The organism is Phenylobacterium sp., from assembly GCF_020402505.1.
Taxonomy (GTDB): domain Bacteria; phylum Pseudomonadota; class Alphaproteobacteria; order Caulobacterales; family Caulobacteraceae; genus Phenylobacterium.
In genome coordinates, this window is sequence record NZ_JADBZL010000097.1 from 1 (window position 1) to 14,356 (window position 14,356).

General features: G+C 70.2%; 14 protein-coding genes. 5 read left to right on the plus strand and 9 right to left on the minus strand.

Annotated features, from left to right (window positions below):
- The 3 genes from IM632_RS07400 to thiE form a co-directional block, all read right to left on the minus strand.
- A partial coding sequence (locus IM632_RS07400; protein WP_296552181.1) for a glycerophosphodiester phosphodiesterase family protein occupies window positions 1-674 on the minus strand: 674 nt, incomplete at its 3' end.
- Between the two features lie 54 nt (window positions 675-728).
- Window positions 729-1,523 (minus strand): inositol monophosphatase family protein, encoded by a 795-nt coding sequence (locus tag IM632_RS07405; RefSeq protein ID WP_296479594.1) that lies wholly within the window; start codon window positions 1,521-1,523, stop codon window positions 729-731.
- 57 nt (window positions 1,524-1,580) lie between these two features.
- Window positions 1,581-2,246, minus strand: a complete 666-nt coding sequence (thiE, locus tag IM632_RS07410; RefSeq protein ID WP_296479595.1) for a thiamine phosphate synthase — start codon at window positions 2,244-2,246, stop codon at window positions 1,581-1,583.
- A 93-nt stretch (window positions 2,247-2,339) separates the two neighbouring features.
- Here thiE and IM632_RS07415 point away from each other — a divergent pair, with 93 nt between their 5' ends.
- Window positions 2,340-2,822 carry a hypothetical protein gene (locus tag IM632_RS07415; protein WP_296479596.1) on the plus strand — a complete coding sequence of 161 codons (483 nt, stop codon included), beginning with the start codon at window positions 2,340-2,342 and terminating at the stop codon, window positions 2,820-2,822.
- A 27-nt stretch (window positions 2,823-2,849) separates the two neighbouring features.
- Here the strand turns inward: IM632_RS07415 and mdoH are convergent, their stop codons facing one another.
- The 6 genes from mdoH to IM632_RS07445 form a co-directional block, all read right to left on the minus strand.
- A complete protein-coding gene (mdoH, locus tag IM632_RS07420; RefSeq protein WP_296480011.1) occupies window positions 2,850-4,790 on the minus strand; it encodes a glucans biosynthesis glucosyltransferase MdoH in 1,941 nt (646 codons plus the stop codon).
- A gap of 161 nt (window positions 4,791-4,951) precedes the next feature.
- Window positions 4,952-5,590 (minus strand): DUF998 domain-containing protein, encoded by a 639-nt coding sequence (locus IM632_RS07425; protein ID WP_293518367.1) that lies wholly within the window; start codon window positions 5,588-5,590, stop codon window positions 4,952-4,954.
- A complete protein-coding gene (locus IM632_RS07430) occupies window positions 5,587-6,711 on the minus strand; it encodes an acyltransferase family protein (protein WP_296480010.1) in 1,125 nt (374 codons plus the stop codon). Before IM632_RS07430 ends, IM632_RS07425 begins: the two co-directional genes overlap by 4 nt.
- 56 nt (window positions 6,712-6,767) lie before the next feature.
- The gene (locus tag IM632_RS07435; protein ID WP_293518363.1) at window positions 6,768-7,361 is read right to left on the minus strand and encodes a DUF3501 family protein; all 594 of its coding nucleotides are present in this window, start codon (window positions 7,359-7,361) and stop codon (window positions 6,768-6,770) included.
- Between the two features lie 2 nt (window positions 7,362-7,363).
- Window positions 7,364-8,731, minus strand: a complete 1,368-nt coding sequence (locus IM632_RS07440; RefSeq protein ID WP_296498924.1) for a heterodisulfide reductase-related iron-sulfur binding cluster — start codon at window positions 8,729-8,731, stop codon at window positions 7,364-7,366.
- Between the two features lie 80 nt (window positions 8,732-8,811).
- A complete protein-coding gene (locus tag IM632_RS07445) occupies window positions 8,812-9,228 on the minus strand; it encodes a rubrerythrin family protein (protein WP_293512600.1) in 417 nt (138 codons plus the stop codon).
- A gap of 226 nt (window positions 9,229-9,454) precedes the next feature.
- On the opposite strand from IM632_RS07445, the gene IM632_RS07450 reads away from it, so the two are divergent.
- The 4 genes from IM632_RS07450 (at window position 9,455) to IM632_RS07465 (ending at window position 14,332) form a co-directional block, all read left to right on the plus strand.
- Window positions 9,455-10,231, plus strand: coding sequence for a VOC family protein (locus tag IM632_RS07450; protein WP_296481030.1), 777 nt, complete (start codon window positions 9,455-9,457; stop codon window positions 10,229-10,231).
- Window positions 10,232-10,370: 139 nt separating this feature from the next.
- Window positions 10,371-13,010 carry a TonB-dependent receptor gene (locus IM632_RS07455; protein WP_296481027.1) on the plus strand — a complete coding sequence of 880 codons (2,640 nt, stop codon included), beginning with the start codon at window positions 10,371-10,373 and terminating at the stop codon, window positions 13,008-13,010.
- A gap of 61 nt (window positions 13,011-13,071) precedes the next feature.
- On the plus strand, window positions 13,072-13,497 hold the full coding sequence (locus IM632_RS07460) for a hypothetical protein (RefSeq protein ID WP_296481024.1): 426 nt from the start codon (window positions 13,072-13,074) through the stop codon (window positions 13,495-13,497).
- Between the two features lie 13 nt (window positions 13,498-13,510).
- Window positions 13,511-14,332, plus strand: coding sequence for an alpha/beta hydrolase-fold protein (locus tag IM632_RS07465; protein WP_296481022.1), 822 nt, complete (start codon window positions 13,511-13,513; stop codon window positions 14,330-14,332).
- Window positions 14,333-14,356 lie beyond the last annotated feature (24 nt).

Sequence of the window (14,356 nt, forward strand, 5' to 3'; positions counted from 1 at the left end):
AGGGTGGAAAGGGTCTTCAGCGGCCCGACCTCGAAGCACTGGACCAGCACCGGCGCCGTTGCGGCGTCCAGGCCCTCGGCCTTCAGGGCGGCGGCCATGATGGGTTCGAACGCCAGGCCCAGCCTGCGGAAATGGGCCGGATGCTTCATCTCCGGGCAGAGGCCGATGGTGCGCCCGGTCCGCGCCGACTCCCGCCGGGCCAGGGCCGCGACCTCGGCGAAGGTCAGGACGTCGTCCTCGCCGTCGTGCCGGGCGCTGCCGGGGCGCAGCTGGGGCAGGCGCTCCCGGGCGCGCAGGGTCTTCAGCTCGGCCAGGGTGAAGTCCTCGGTGAACCAGCCCTCGACCCGCTCGCCGTCGATGTCCCGCGCGGTCCGGCGGGCGGCGAATTCGGGGCGCGAGGCCACATCCGTCGTGCCGCCGATCTCGTTCTCATGCCGGGCCACCAGGGCGCCGTCCTTGGTCAGGACGAGGTCGGGCTCGATGACGTCGGCGCCCTGGGCGATGGCCAGGAGGTAGGCCGAGGCGGTGTGCTCGGGGCGATAGCCGCTGGCGCCCCGGTGGGCGACCACCTGGGGGCGCGGGGAGGCGGCGGCGGTGCGGGCGGAGGCCATCAGGGCTCCTGCAGCGGCGAGGCCGGTCCCGAAGGCGCGGCGCGAGTGAATGAGGGAGCGCATGGACCCGGACTAACGCAGGCGCGTGACGGTTTCGTCAAGCCGGGGCCCGGAGGCTCAGGCGGCGGCGCGCAGGCGCTCGAGGATCAGGGGGTGCAGGTCCAGGTTGGCGGCGCAGACGCTACCGGCGGTCAGGACATCCTCGCCGCCCTCGGCGGTGGTCACCTTTCCGCCCGCCTCCGTGACCAGAAGGACTCCCGCCGCCAGGTCCCAGGCGTTGAGGTCGCGCTCCCAGAAGCCATCCATCCGGCCGGCCGCGACCCAGGCGAGGTCGAGGGCCGCCGCCCCGAAGCGCCGGACGCCGGCGACGCGCTGGCTGATCTGGTGCAGCTCCTTCAGGAACCGGGCGTGCTGGCCATGGCCCAGGAAGGGAATGCCGGTGGCCAGCACGGACTCGTCCAGTCGCTGCCGCGCGGCGACCCTGAGGCGCCGATCATTGACGAAGGCGCCCTTGCCCTTCTCGGCCCAGAAGAGGTCGTTAGACACGGGGTTGTAGGTGACCGCCGCCACCACCGCCCCCTCGCGCTGAAGGGCGATGTTGATGGCGAAGTGCGGGATGGCGTGCAGGAAGTTGGTGGTGCCGTCCAGCGGGTCGACGATCCAGGTGTGGGTCTTGTCGGTGCCCTCGATCAGGCCCCGCTCTTCGCCCAGAAAGCTATAGCCGGGCCGCGCCTTGGACAGGCTCTCGAAAATGGCCTGCTCGGCTTTCAGGTCTGCTGCGGAGACGAAGTCCGCGGCGCCCTTGCGGGAGACCTGGAGCTCGGCCAGCTCGCCGAAGTCGCGGTTGAGACCCCGCGCCGCCTTGCGGGCGGCGTCGGACATGACCTTGAGGAGGGCGGACTGGGTCGACATGGGGCGCGGACCCTAGTGGTCGGGCCGCCGCAAGGCAAGGCGCAGGGCGGCGGGGCCTCAGACTCCGGTCGCGGGGCGCCGGTCGGCCAGGCCCTGGGCGATGGCGGTATTGAGGGCGCGCACCGCCTCGGCCTCTCCGCCCGGGTGGTTCCAGACCCCGGCGGATACCGCGATGAAGTCTGCGCCGGCGGCCGCCAGGCCCCTGGCGTTGTCCGCCGTGACGCCGCCGATGGCCACGCAGGGGGTTTCCATGCTCTCCTGCCAGACGGTCAGGATCTCCGGCTCCGCCCGGGTCGGGGCGGCCTTGGTGTCGGTGGGGAAGAAGGCGCCGAAGGCGACATAGTCGGCCCCCTGCTCGGCGGCCTCCATGGCCAGGTGACGGCTGTCATGGCAGGTCACGCCGACGATCCGGTCCCGTCCGACCCGGCGCCGGGCCTCGGCGTAGGACGCATCGGACTGGCCCACATGGACCCCGTCGCAGTCGAGGCGCGCGGCGAGGTCGGGGTCGTCGTTCAGGATCAGGGCCACGTCATGGGCGCGGGCGACAGGCCCGAGCACCCGGACCGCATCGACGATCTCAGCCTCCGGGGCCCCCTTGAGGCGCACCTGAAGAGCCGCCACGTCCCCGGCGGACAGGGCGGCTTCAAGGCGTCCGGCAAAGGCCGCAAGGTCGCCCAGCCGGGGGGGCGTGATCAGGTAGAGACGGCAGGCGGGAAGGGACATTCCCCTTTCATAGCTCCACCTGGCCGGGCGCCCAAGGGCGGCGCTCCCGGAATGTATTGGGCGAATGCGCGGGGGGTGGTAAGGCCCCGGCGAATGTTCCTGCTTTCCGATGACCTTGCCTCCCTCCGCCGGGACCTCGACGCCGCCGACAGCGCCACAGCGGTCCTGCAGGCCCGCTGCGAAGCCTTTGGGCTGCCCGGCGGCCCCGTTGTGCGCGCCCGGGTCGAGCCCAGCGACACAGTCGCGGACGAGGCGGTGAGAGGTCGGCTCAAGGCGTCGCCCGGAGAGGTCCTGGCCTGTCGCCGGGTGCGCCTGATGTGGGGAGACCTCATCCTGTCCCGTGCGGTCAACTGGTACCGGCCGGAACGGCTGACGGCCGACATGCGCCGGCGCCTGGCCGAGACGGATGAGCCCTTCGGGGTGGTCGCCCGCCCCCTCGGTTACCGTCGGGTCCGGCGCGAGACCCGGCTGGTCGAGGCGGCGGGGCGCGCGCCGCTCCTGCACTGTCGGGCCATTCTTGAGACGCCGGATGGCGAACCCCTGGCCCTGGTCGAGGAAGTCTATCCGGGAGACTGAGAGGGCCGCCCGAAGGCCCGACCTGGATCAGGCGGCCTCGGGAAGGGCCCCAGCCAGACTCTGCGGGGCGACCGCAGGCGCCGCGCGGCGCTCGCGCGCGGGGCGCGGGACGAGGTCCAGTTCCTCGGGCGTCAGGAGGAAGCCCGCCCGCCGCGCCGCAGCGCCGATCGTGGTCCGGGACCCCAGGAGGGAGATGGCGGGCGCCGCCAGCAGGGGCAGGACGATGGGCAGGAAGACCAGTGTCAGATCCGGGCGGGCCAGCAGGGCGGCGGCGAAGACCACCCCAGCGCGGACCTCCCAGGCATGGGCGGCGAAGGCCTCGGACCATCGCATCCGCCCGGCTTCGCGCTGTTGGGGTCGCCAGCCGGAGTCCCGGCCAGAGAAGATCTCGATCAGCATGCGGGTGTGGCTGACCATCATGATCGGGGCCATCACCATGGACATGACCATTTCGAGGGCCACGCCGGGCAGGATGAAGCCGGCGCCGCCGAAGGCCTCGCGGTCGCGACGGCGCCCCAGAGCCAGGAGGCTGCCAAACAGCTTGGGCCCGAACAGCAGGAACCAGGACAGGGCGGCCATCCAGATAACGACAAGGCCGTCCTGCCGGGGCTCCACGATGGTGCGCCAGCCGTGCAGGGTGGAGATTTCCAGCAGGCGCGGCTCCGTCTGGAACTGGATGACCAGGCCGGTCAGGAGGGCCAGGAACCAGAGGGGTGATGCCAGGTAGGCCATGACGCCGATCAGCATCTGGAGCCGGCTCATGGGATGGAGGCCCGCCGCCGTCAGGAACCGGAGATGTTGCATGTTGCCCTGGCACCAGCGGCGGTCGCGGGCCAGGAAGGCCTGCAGGCCGGGGGGCGCCTCTTCATAGCTTCCGGGCAGGGCGCCGGTCATGTGCACGCTCCACCCCTGGCGGCGCAGATAGGCGGCCTCGACGGAGTCATGGCTCATCACATGGCCGCCCAGGGGCTTGCGGCCGGGCAGGACCGGAAGGCCGCAGGACTCGGCGAAGGCGCGGACACGGACAATGGCGTTGTGGCCGAAGTAGGCCGACTCCGGGCCGGTCCACCAGGCCAGGCCCGTGGCGGCCACGCGCCCGTAGAGCCGGACCCCGAACTGCTGGACGCGCTGGTAGAGGGTCTCGGCGTTGATGATGGCCGGCGCGGTCTGGATCAGGCCCGCCCTCGGATTGCGCTCCATGGCGTCGACCAGGTGCAGGAGGGTGTCGCCGGACATCAGGCTGTCGGCGTCGAGGATGACCATGTGCGGATAGGCGCCGCCGAACCTGCGGACCCAGTCGGCGATGTTTCCCGCCTTGCGCTCCGTATTGGTCTCGCGGCGGCGGTAGAAGGTCCGGCAGGCGGCGCTCAGGCGGAAGCTGTGGAAGGCGGCCCATTCGGCTTCCGCCGCCTCGGGGCAGGTGGAGTCGGACAGGATGAAGAGGTCGAAGGCGCCGGCGGCGTCGAGATCCCGGAGGCCCTGGTCGATCCGCGCCAGGCGGGCGAAGGCGGCGCCGGCGTCCTCGTTGTAGAGGGGCATCAGCAGGGCGGTGCGGACCTGGGGCCGCCTCGGCCGCTCCGGGAACTCGAACACGTCTCGGTCGCCGCGGACGATCTGCAGGACCAGGCCGGCGAAGGCGCTGCAGAACCACCCCGACAGCGGAATGATCAGGGCCGAGAACAGGCACAGGGCGATGATCTCGAGGGCCGTGAAGCCGTCCTCCGCATAGACCCGCGCAGGGGTCAGGAAGGCGAGGAGGGAGAGCCCCAGGGTCGCAGTCAACATGACCGTCCGGCGCAAGGCCAGTCCGCGGGGGCGGGGGACAGGGGGCGGTGCGCCGTCCTCAGCCAGACCGTGCCGCGGCATGTCCAGAGGGGCCTCAGCAGGAAGCCAGACGCGCGCAGGGGCTTCGCTGGTCCAGGCGCCGTCCGTGGATGCGCCGAACTCTCTGCTGCGAAGACCGTCCATCGCGCCGCGCCGCTCCCTCGCTCCACCCCTGAAGGCAGAGGATCACAAACCCGTTATGCTGCAGCGCCGCATATGCAATAACGGAAACGTGAACGCAAGCCTGCATGAACTTCGGGCGGCGTTATCGGGCGGGCGCCCGGTTTGCGGGCGCCGGGCCCTGGTCAGGCTTCCGACTCGGCCTTGGCCATGATCAGGAGGCGACGCTCCAGGGCGTAGGCGGCGATGCCGGTCCAGCCCACGAGGACGATGGCGAAGGCCCGTTCCCACCAGCCGACATTGTCGTCGTTGACCAGTCCCTTGAAGATCAGGTGCTTGGTCAGGACCGTCAGGATGGCCATGACGACAAAGACCGCGAGGAGGAAGATACGGAGCCGGCCCATGCCTTCGATCCGCCTCAGGGCCCAGACCATGGCCAGGGGGGCGATCTGGATGCCCAGGCCGAGGTTGATGGCCAGGTGCCGCGGGTCCGGCCAGGGATAGAGGCTGGAAAGGACCAGGCCCACGCCCGCAAGCCCGAAGCAGAGGGCGATGATCGCGGCGGAGATCCGCGCCCCGCCGAGGGCCAGGACGGACAGGGCGAAGCCGATGCCCGCCACACCCGCTCCGGCCCCGGAGACCAGAACGCCGACATTGAAAATGGCCGGGTGGGGGGCGGCCTCGCCGCCAAGTTCGCTGATGTATTGGGTGGCGTGATCAAAGCCAGGCCAGGTGAGGGCCGCGACGCCCACGCTGACATAGGCCAGGATCGGCGAGGCGATCCCGATCCACAGGAGGAAACGGCGGCGGCGGAACCGGGTCATGTCGGCCTCGGGCTCGGACGCAGGCCCCAGAGCGGGCGCAGGAAGCCGATGCGCCGCACAACCTCGTAAACCGCCAGGCTGCCGCCCAGGGTGATCAGGACGAGGAGAGAGGCTTCAGCGCCCACGGGCAGGCCCCAGGGCTTGAGGAGATGGGCGGCGATGACCAGCAGGGTCTGGTGCGCAAGGTAGCAGGGGAAGACAGCGTCGGTCAGGTAGCGCAGGGCCGGGCCGTCCGCACCCCGGAGGAGCCGGCTGCCAAAGCCCAGCACCGCACAGATCGTCGCCCATTGGTAGATGGCGAAGACCAGGTTCGCCGGCGCCGCGGGGGGATGGTCCACCGGCTGGGACAGAAGGATCAGGGCCGGCAGGCTGACCACCGCCACAGCAAGGGACGTCCAGCGCATCCGCTCGAAGCGGGTCCACACATCCTCGCGCAGAGCCAGCAGGAAGCCGGTCAGGAAGACGCCGAGGGACATGGCGTGATTGTAGGGGTCATCTGTGATGTGGTTGGTGAGGCCCGCCCAGGGAAAGACCAGGAGCCGCAGCAGGGCCAGGTAGATCATCGGGATGACCAGGAGTCTTCCACCGGCCAGAAGACGCCCCAGTCCCGCCTCGAGCCGATCGAACAGCCGGGGGGATGTGGCCAGGGCCAGCGCCGCCAGGCTGTAGACCGTGATGTAGAGCACGAACCATATGTGATTCAGGGGGACCCCGTCCCGAAGCCCGGCGGGGCTGAACTCGGACAGCCACCAGGTCCAGAGGTCGCCCGAGAAACTCCCCTTCTCCATGGCCTCGATCCAGGACTGCGGCGGCACGAGAACCAGGACCCCGAACAGCAGGGGCGGGACCAGCCGCTCCAGCCTCTGACGGAAGGCCTGGGCCGGGGGGGTCTTCCGGACCATGAACCTCAGGGCGATACCGGACACCATGAAGAGCAGGGTCAGCCGCCAGGGGTTGGTGACCAGGGCCGCCAGTCCCAGGGCCTCGATGGTGTGGGGGCTGTGAACATGCCAGTCCCAGGGCGCGTACACCAGGCCGACATGATAGAGGATCAGCACGCCGAAGGCGGCGATGCGGATCCAGTCGATGTCCGCGCGGCGCTGTGAGGGGGCCGGTGTCACGGACCCTCCTATGCGACGGGGAGGGCCCGCCTGTCCATGCCGACCAGCGACCGGCCTCAGGCGAAGTCGCGGGCGAGCTCGGCGCGGGTCGCCGGCGTCAGGACCGCCATGTGAGCATAGGCCTCATGGTCGCTGCCCACCAGGACCTGGACGCCCGGCGAGCGGAAGACCGCCTTCTGGGCCTCGGTCAGGGGGAAGTGCAGGAAGTGTACGGACGAAGTTTTGCCGTCCTCACGGGTTCGTTCGACATCGCCGTCCTGAACGCCGTAGATCTTCTCTTCGCCGACCTGGAGGTAGAGGTGGTCCTCAACGCCGCCCAATCGGGCCAGGGTCGCGGCCCGGCGCACCGGGTCCTCGATCTCGAACATGACGGTGGCGACCAGCTCTGAGCCCTGCGGCACCAGCGGGTTGTAGGCGGCGAGCTCGTCCGCGACCTGAGCGGCCCCGCCCTTCTCGATCAGGAGCATCTCCTGGATCTGGAAGAGCATCGTCTCATAAGTCTCGAAGTAGAATGAGCAGACCGGGCCGAGGTCGACCCGGCGCAGGCGCTTCAGGGGTAGCAGGGCCGAGCGGCGCGCCTTGCGCTGCTTGGCGAATTCAGCGTCGGGGATGATGTCTGCCGGCGTAATGCGGCGCAGGGCGGCGGGCATGGTCAGAGGACTCCGTAGGCTCGGGCGAAGATTTCGATGGGATGAGACTGGCGGGGCTGGGGACCGCTGGCGGTCGCCTCCTCGTCCGCCAGAAGCTGTCCGATATGCTTGCAGGCCAGGGGGCAGTCCGAGCAGAGCTCGGCGGAGCCCTTCTGAGCGACCTGCCTGGCCGTGGGTCTTCCGACCTTCACGGCGAGGGGCCGGGTCGACTTCATCACCCCGAAGGTGCCGCCGTGTCCCGAGCAGCGCTCTACGATCTCGACCTGGGTGTCCGGGATCAGCTTGAGCATGTCGGCGGAGCGCGCGCCCATGTTCTGGGCCCGGGCGTGACAGGAATGGTGAACGGTGATCCCACCCTCGACGGGGGTCAGGCCGGGGGCCAGGCCCAGGTCCCGGTTCAGGTCGACAATGTACTGGCAGATGTCCCGGGTGGCGGCCCCGAGCTTCGCGACCGCGGCGTTCTCTGGCAGGATCAGCGGCCACTCGAACTTCATCATCAGGCCGCAGGACGCCGTCAGGGCCACGACCTCGTAACCCTGGTCGATGTAGGGCTCGAAGACGGCGGCGACGCGGGCGGCCTTGCCGGCCACGCCCGCAAGGTCCCCGCCTTCCAGCTGAGGCATGCCGCAGCATTCAGGATAGACGACCTTGGCCTCGATGCCCTGGCGCGCCAGGACCCGGGCGGCGGCGACGCCGGTGTCGGGGCCGTTGTACTCCACCGAGCATGTCGAATAGATCGCCACCTTACGCTTGCCAAAGGCCGGACCCGCCGGGTCCGGGGGCACAGGGGTCGGCAGAAGGTCGCTCGCGGTCTTGCCGTAGTACTTAGGCAGCTCGGCCTCGGCGTCGATCTCGGCGATGGCGTCCAGCAGCTTGCGGATCGGGGTGTTCTTGCGCGCCGTGCCCCAGTTGGCGATCCGCGCCAGGGGCTTGGCGAGGCGGCCGTTGCGATCGGTCTTGCCCAGCTCGTCCCGCACGAAGCTCTTCTCGCCGGCCCGGCGCTTGGCGGCCCGGTAGCGCAGGATCAGGTGGGGGATGTCGATATCGAACTCGTGCGGCGGCACGTAGGGGCACTTGGTGAGGAAGCACATGTCGCACAGGGTGCAGGCTTCATCGACCTTGGCGTATTCGCTCTTGGGAACGCTATCGAGCTCACCGGTCTTGGACTCGTCGATCAGGTCGAAGAGCCGGGGGAAGCTGTCGCACAGGTTGAAGCAGCGCCGGCAGGTGTGACAGACGTCGAACTGCCGCTCCATCTCGGCCTCGACGGCCGCGAGATCGTAATAGGCCTCGTCGCGCCACTCGATGGGGTGGCGGAAGGGGGCGTCCAGACTGCCCTCACGGGCGGCGGGCTTCTTCGTGTCCGACATGGCGCAGGCTCCAGGCAGTGGATGCGAAACCGGCGGCGGGCCTTGCAGCCCGCCGCCGGCGCATCGTCAGTCCCGAGGGATCAGGAAAGGGACTCAAGGGCGCGCTGGAAGCGGCCGGCATGAGACTTTTCAGCCTTCGCCAGGGTCTCGAACCAGTCGGCGATCTCGTCGAAGCCTTCCTCGCGGGCGGTCCGGGCCATGCCGGGGTACATGTCGGTGTATTCGTGGGTTTCACCGGCGATGGAGGCCTTCAGGTTGGCCTCGGTGCCGCCGATCGGCAGGCCGGTGGCGGGGTCGCCGACGGCTTCCATGAACTCAAGGTGACCATGGGCGTGGCCGGTCTCGCCTTCGGCGGTCGAGCGGAACACGGCGGCCACGTCATTGTAGCCTTCCACGTCGGCCTTCTGGGCGAAGTAGAGGTAGCGGCGGTTCGCCTGGCTCTCGCCGGCGAAGGCGTCCTTCAGGTTTTGCAGGGTCTTGCTGGTCGCGAGGCTCATCCGGGTCTCCAGGGCTGGGACGCCGACGTGCGGCGTCAGGGTCGACCGGCCGCGTAGGGGCGGCCGTGCAGGCTTCTCGTACGCCCGGCCTCTGCATAGGGCAAACTGGAAGAATTTATGATCAGCATAGGTTGCGCCAATGCCAAGACCGGCGCCCTTGCCAGTCGGCTGCAGCAGGATCAGGTTTCCTCCGCACCCGCCGCCCGGGACAAAGGGAGAGACAGGCATGACCATCCAGCTGAGACAGATCGCCCTGGTTGCCGCGAAGCTCGAGCCAGTGCTGCAGGATCTGGAGGCGGTGTTCGGACTTGCACGCGCCTACATCGATCCCGGGGTCGCCACCTTCGGCCTCGAGAACACGCTGATGCCGGTGGGCAGGAACTTCTTCGAAGTGGTGGCGCCGGTTCAGGAGAATACGGCGGCGGGCCGGTACCTCGACCGACGCGGTGGTGACGGCGGCTACATGGTCATCACCCAGACCCCCACCCTGGCGGAGCTGGAGGCCGTCCGCGCGCAAGCCGCCGACGCGGGCGTGCGCGTGGCCTGGGAGTCGGCCCGCCGAGGGTGGACCCTGATCCAGCTGCATCCCGGCGACCTGAAGACAACCTTTCTGGACGTGGAGTGGGACGAGCACGGCGATCTCTCCGGCCCCTGGCCGCCTGCGGGCGGGACGGGATGGGAGGACAAGGTCCGGCAGGACCTGGTGGTCGACTTCACCGGCGTGGAGCTGCAGGCGGACGATCCCGACCAGGCGGCCCGCCTGTGGAGCGCCGTCACCGGGGCGCCGGTGGGTACCGCCGGGGGCGTTCCGGAGGTTCGCCTGAACAACGCTGTCCTGAAGTTTGTCGCTCCCGCCGATGGTCGGGGTCCCGGACTTTCGGCCGTCGACCTGACCGTCCGGGACGTGTCGGCGATCCTGCAGCGGGCCCGGGCCCGGGGTTTGCCCGCCTCGGGTCAGACGGTGGAGGTCTGTGGCGTCCGCTTTCACCTGAACACCGCCTGAAGCCCGCCCCCTAGCCGGGCGCCCGCGACGGAAATCCGGGGGCCCGGCGTTTCACTTTCCGTCTTCGGCCCCCATCTGGCCGTCTGAGCCGTCCTGGCCTTGGCTGACCTGGCCTGGGCGTCCGGCGGGTGGAGTCGCCGTGCGGACGTTTCTCCTTTCACCCCTGATCCTGGTGCTGGCCTCGCAATCCCCGGCCCTTGCGCGGGAGGCCCGGCCCCCTGCTGGTGAGGCCGTGGTCGACGAGCTGGTGGTCGAGGCGCCGGCGGACCGCGCCGGCGGCGTGGTGGGCGACATCAAACCCGAACTGCAGATCGACGCGTCCGAGATCCAGTCCTACGGCGTCAGCAATGTGGCCGAACTCGTCGCTCAGCTGGCGCCGCAGACCCAGTCGGGGCGGGGTCGCTCTCGCGGAGGCCCGCCGGTCGTGCTGTTGAACGGCGCACGGGTCTCGGGCTTCTCCGAACTCAGGGACCTTCCGCCCGAGGCCATACTGAGGGTCGACGTCCTCCCCGAGGAGGCGGCGCTCAAATACGGTTTCCCGGCTGACCAGCGGGTCCTTAACTTCGTCACGCGCAAGTCCTTCCGCGCCATCACCGCGGAGATTGACCTGGAGGCGGCCACGGCCGGGGGCACGGTCACCCGAGAGCTCGAGTCCGGCGTGTTCCGCATCGACGGCGACCAGCGGACCCAGTTGAGGGTCGACTGGACGGAAGCCTCCGCCGTCACCGAGGCTGAGCGTGACGTTCCCCCCGCCGCCTCCGTCGCCCCTTTCACCGCCGCCGGCGCCTATCGGGGTCGGGGCCCGGGAGGCGAGATCGATCCCGCCCTCAGCACCCTCGCGGGCGTCTTGACACGGCTGGCGGGCGTGCCCGCCATCGCCCGTCAGCGTCCGCCGACCCTGGCCGAGATCGCACCGCTGGCGGGGAAGCTGGCCCCCGACGGCGAGGCCGCCCTCCGGACCCTGACGCCCGAGACGCGGCGCCTAGAGATCAACGGCGTCCTCGCCCGGAATGTCACCCCGACCAGCACGGGGACTGTCAATCTGGCCCTCAGCCTCGGCAGTGCGGAGTCCCTCCAGGGACTCTCGGCCTACACCCTGGTCTTGCCCCAGGGGACTCCATGGTCGCCCTTTTCGGGCCCTGTGGATCTTCTGCGCCGGGAAGCAGCCCGCGGTCCCATCCGGCGCACATCTGAGGACTGGAACGCACGCCTCGGCTTCGGGCTGAACGGGTCGCGTAACGCCTGGCGGCTCTCCCTCACAGGCGGTCTCGACCTCGCCGATGTCGTGACCCGGACCGATGGCGGGGTAGACGCCCGGCCGGCCCAGGTCCGGCTGACAGCCGGGGATCCCGCCTTCAATCCCTACGCCGACCTTGGCGCCGGCGATCTTCCCGCCTTCGCCCCGGACCGAACCCGGTCGCGGACGGCGGGGGCGGATCTGCAGGCCCTGGCCGCCGGCGCCCTGGCCGAACTCCCGGCCGGGTCACTTTTCATCTCCTTGAAGGCCGGCGCGACCGGAAACTGGCTCAAGTCCCGTTCGGTGCGCCGCGAGGTGGAGCGGACCACGGACATCGCCCGGACGGGAGTCAACGCACAGGCGAGCCTCGACCTGCCTCTCCTCCGCCGGGATACCGAAGGCCTCGGGCGGCTCGGCGACCTGTCCGTGAATCTCAACCTGCAGGGCGAGAGTCTGTCGGACGCCGGGACCCTGACGGCGGTGGGCGGAGGCCTGAACTGGTCCCCCGCGGATCGCGTGACCCTGCTGGCCTCCTTCAGCCGCGACCAGTCGCCGCCCACCCTGACCCAGCTGGGGGCGCCGCGCTCGCTCACCACGGGGGTGCGGGTTTTCGACTACGTGCGCGGCGAGACGGTCGAGGTCACCCAGGTCTCTGGGGGGGATCCGGCCCTGGCCAACGATACTCGCGACGCGGCCCGCCTGGGCGTCAACTGGAAGCCCTTCGCGGATCGCGAGATCAACCTGTCGGCCAACTACACCCGCAGTCGCGCTGAGGACCCGGCCTCCGCCCTGCCGGCCCTGACCGCCGAGGTGCAGGCCGCCTTCCCCGAACGGTTCCTGCGGGACGGAACCGGCCGTCTCGTACTGGTCGACATCCGGCCGGTGAACTTCCTGCGCAGCGATCGCGAAGAGATCCGCTGGGGCTTCAACTGGTTCGGAGGCGCCGGGCCTGCGACGGGACGGCCCGTCGGCGCGGGTGGCGGTCCGCGTGGCGGCCCCCCTGGCGCGCGGATGGGCCCCCCGGGCGGCGGCATGGGACCGGGAACGGGCCCTCCGGGCGCCCGGAACGGCTTCCAGGTCTCGCTCTACCACACCGCTGTCCTGACCGACCGGATCCTGGTCCGCTCCGGCGGTCCGGTCTTCGACCTGCTGGATGGGTCCGCCGCCGGGGACCGCGGAGGGACGCCGGCGCACGCGGTCGATCTCCAGGCGGGCCTGTTCCACAAGGGTCGCGGGATCCGCCTGACAGGCGCCTGGAGGAGCGGCACCGAGGTGCGCGGCGAGACGCCCGAAAGCGACCTGACCTTCTCGGACCTCGCCACCTTCGATGTGCGGATGTTCGAGACCTTTGCCGGAACGCCCGAGCTGGTCCGTCGCTGGCCCTTCCTGAAGGGCGCCCGTCTGACCTTCGCCGTGGACAACCTCTTCGACTCCCGGCTGGAGGTCCGCGACGGGAAGGGCGCCACGCCTGCGGGATACGCCGCCGACATCCTCGACCCGGTGGGCCGGGTGATCGAGGTCAGTTTCCGCAAGGTGTTCTGAATCCCTTGCGCCCGGCCGCGGGCTGGACTTCCCTAGCCCAAAGCCAAGGGAGGACGCCGCCATGACAGAGCCACCGGTCGACAGGCCGCCCGTTCGTCCGGAACACGCCGCCTTCGCCGACCAGGTCGAGGCCGCCCAGGATGTGCTCGACGCCTTCATGGTCGCCTGGAACGCCCGGGACCCCGACGGCGTGAGAGCCAGCTTCAACTTCCCCCATGTCCGCTTTGCTTCAGGCCGGGTGAACATCCTGGCGCCCGAGCAGGTGACGGACGCCATGTATGCCGGCGCGGCCCTTTCGGAGTGGGGCCGCTCCGCCTGGCTCCGCCGGGAGGTGATCCACGCCGGGCCGGACAAGGTTCAGTTCGATACCCGGTTCGCCCGGTTCCGGCCGGATGGAAGCCTGATCAGCAGCTTTGACTCCATCTACATCGTGACCCTCCAGGACGGCCGCTGGGGCGTCCAGGGTCGGTCCAGCTACGCGCCCTGAACCGGGACCCGCCATGAAAGCCGCCAGCTATCCGCTCGCCCGACAGCAGGACTTCACCTCCCGGATCAACGGAAAGGCCTACCGGCTGAGAATCGCCACCCCCTACGGCCCGCCGCCCGAGGGCGGATACCCTGTCCTCTACGTCCTCGACGGGGACGGGTACTTCGGGTCCTTCGCCGACGCCGCCCGGCTCCGCGCCGCCGCCGGTCTGGAGCTGCCCCACGCCGTCGTGGTGGGGGTCGGCTACCCCGGGGAGGATTTCACCGGGGCCCTCGGGCGACGGTTCCTCGACCTCACTCCCACCGAGCCGGATGCGGCCGAGAAGGCCAACCACACCTTTGCCTCGGGGGAGATCCGCTACGCCGGCGCGGATGACTTCCTGGAGATCCTGACCCAGGAGGTGCGCGCGCGGGTCGCCGAGGTCCTGCCCGTCGATCCGGACCGCGAGTCCGTATTCGGCCACTCTCTGGGCGGCCTCTTCGTCCTGCACAGCCTGTTCCGAAGACCCGACGCCTTCTCCGCCTGGCTGTCCCTCAGCCCCTCCATCTGGTGGGACGATCGTATTGTCCTCAAGGGTGAGGCGGGTTTTGCGTCCGCGCTGGCGGGCCTCGCCAGGCCACCCCGGCTCTTTGTCGGCGTCGGCTCCCTTGAGCAGCCCGAGGGCTCGCCTGCGCGCATGGTGGACAACGCCGTCGAACTGTCCGCCCGACTCGGCGCCCTGGCCGGTCCGCCGGGCTGGCGCTTCGCCTCGCGGGTCTTCGAGGGCGAGACCCACACCGGCGTGGTCTGGCCGGCCATCAATCCCCTGCTCGACTTCGCCCTGAAGGACGCCTGAAGGTCCGCTTGCGGGCCGCCCCGC

What these genes read in the sequence shown, in the direction of transcription:
- thiE (WP_296479595.1), bottom strand. Translation starts at nt 2,246, where the DNA reads ATGTCCCTTCCCGCCTGCCGTCTCTACCTGATCACGCCCCCCCGGCTG.
- IM632_RS07460 (WP_296481024.1), top strand. Translation starts at nt 13,072, where the DNA reads ATGACAGAGCCACCGGTCGACAGGCCGCCCGTTCGTCCGGAACACGCC.
- IM632_RS07440 (WP_296498924.1), bottom strand. Translation starts at nt 8,731, where the DNA reads ATGTCGGACACGAAGAAGCCCGCCGCCCGTGAGGGCAGTCTGGACGCC.
- IM632_RS07435 (WP_293518363.1), bottom strand. Translation starts at nt 7,361, where the DNA reads ATGCCCGCCGCCCTGCGCCGCATTACGCCGGCAGACATCATCCCCGAC.
- IM632_RS07465 (WP_296481022.1), top strand. Translation starts at nt 13,511, where the DNA reads ATGAAAGCCGCCAGCTATCCGCTCGCCCGACAGCAGGACTTCACCTCC.
- IM632_RS07425 (WP_293518367.1), bottom strand. Translation starts at nt 5,590, where the DNA reads ATGACCCGGTTCCGCCGCCGCCGTTTCCTCCTGTGGATCGGGATCGCC.
- IM632_RS07445 (WP_293512600.1), bottom strand. Translation starts at nt 9,228, where the DNA reads ATGAGCCTCGCGACCAGCAAGACCCTGCAAAACCTGAAGGACGCCTTC.
- IM632_RS07450 (WP_296481030.1), top strand. Translation starts at nt 9,455, where the DNA reads ATGACCATCCAGCTGAGACAGATCGCCCTGGTTGCCGCGAAGCTCGAG.
- IM632_RS07405 (WP_296479594.1), bottom strand. Translation starts at nt 1,523, where the DNA reads ATGTCGACCCAGTCCGCCCTCCTCAAGGTCATGTCCGACGCCGCCCGC.
- IM632_RS07415 (WP_296479596.1), top strand. Translation starts at nt 2,340, where the DNA reads ATGTTCCTGCTTTCCGATGACCTTGCCTCCCTCCGCCGGGACCTCGAC.
- mdoH (WP_296480011.1), bottom strand. Translation starts at nt 4,790, where the DNA reads ATGGACGGTCTTCGCAGCAGAGAGTTCGGCGCATCCACGGACGGCGCC.